Annotated in this window: 1 protein-coding gene; it reads right to left on the bottom strand. The window is 70.3% G+C overall.

The window, feature by feature from the left end:
* Window positions 1-25: 25 nt before the first annotated feature.
* A partial coding sequence (locus V3W47_RS19650; RefSeq protein WP_442877252.1) for an IS30 family transposase occupies window positions 26-1,280 on the bottom strand: 1,255 nt, incomplete at its 5' end.

The raw sequence follows: 1,280 nt of genomic DNA, 5'->3' as shown, positions 1-1,280 counted from the left end.
ACGCCAACCCGTTCCGGGCCCAGATTCATGGGGTGGTCGCAACACTGGTTTGGTCTTTGAGTATGGCGGCCAGGACCTCTGTGGGGGTGAGGAAGCCGTGGCGTTTGCGGGGCCGGTTGTTGAGCAGCTCGACGGCGTGCTGGAGCTCGGTGTCGGTGACGGTGGCGATGTCACGTCCTTTGGGGACGTACTCGCGTAGCAGGCCGTTGGTGCTCTCGTTCGAGCCGCGCTGCCAGGGCGCGTGGGGGTCGGCGAAGTAGACCTGGATACCGGTCGCGGCGCTGAACTCGGCGTGGCGGGCCATCTCCGAGCCGCGGTCCCAGGTCAGCGACGCCATCGGCCACCCGGTCCGGTTCACGGCCTCGCTGAGCCCGGCCAGGGTCGCTTCAGCGGTGTGGCGCTCGGGCAACAAGAACGCGGTCAAGAACCCGCTGGTCCGCTCGACCAGCGTGCCGATCGCGGCGCTCGTCCCGGCCGGGCCGCAGACCAGGTCGCCCTCGTGGTGACCGGGCACGAGCCGGCTCTCGATCTCTTCTGCTCGCTCGTGGATCGAGACCGCGCCCACGATCTGGCCCGGCGGGTTGCGCGGAGTGCGGGCCTGACGGGTCCGGCGCTGGGAACGGCCGGTGCGCAGGTGCGCGCGGAGCTCGCGGCGCAGCTCGCCTCGGGGAAGGACGTAGATGGCGCGATAGATCGCCTCGTGGCTGATCCGCATCTGTTCATCATCACCGAACTCCACGCGCAGCCGTCCGCTGATCTGCTCGGGAGACAAGCCGAGGTCCAACCGGGTCTGGACCCACGCCCGCAGCCGATCGTCACCGGCCAGCCGCGACGCCCGTGGCCGGTTCCGCGCCCGGACCGCGGCCTGGTGGCAGGCCTCGGGCTGGTAGCCAGGTGAGCGCCCGCTCGGGCGCCCCGGCGCCCCGGCTGCTCGCTCGGGACGGCGCAGCTCTCGACTGATCGTCGAGCACGAACGGCCCAACCGACGCCCGATCTCTCGCACCCCGACTCCGCTGTCGTGGAGCCGGGCGATCTCGTAGCGCTCGTCACGGCTGAGGTAACGCTGGACCTGGCACGGTTCGAACTCCACCCCGCCAACCTCGGCCCGCCACCGCCCGATCGCTCGCGCTGACACGCCGGTCTGCGATGCGGTCTGCTTCTGCGACCAGCCCTGAGCCAACAACGCGAACACCCGCTGACGAACCCCCACCGCGAACACCATCAACGACCCCCCACCTCGAAGAGCGTTGCGACGATCACGAGAACCCACCGGGCCCTTC

It is taken from the genome of Deinococcus sp. YIM 134068 (assembly GCF_036543075.1).
Taxonomy (GTDB): domain Bacteria; phylum Deinococcota; class Deinococci; order Deinococcales; family Deinococcaceae; genus Deinococcus; species Deinococcus lichenicola.
The sequence above is the reverse complement of the archived record's forward strand: the minus strand, read 5'-3'. Positions and strand labels throughout refer to the sequence as shown.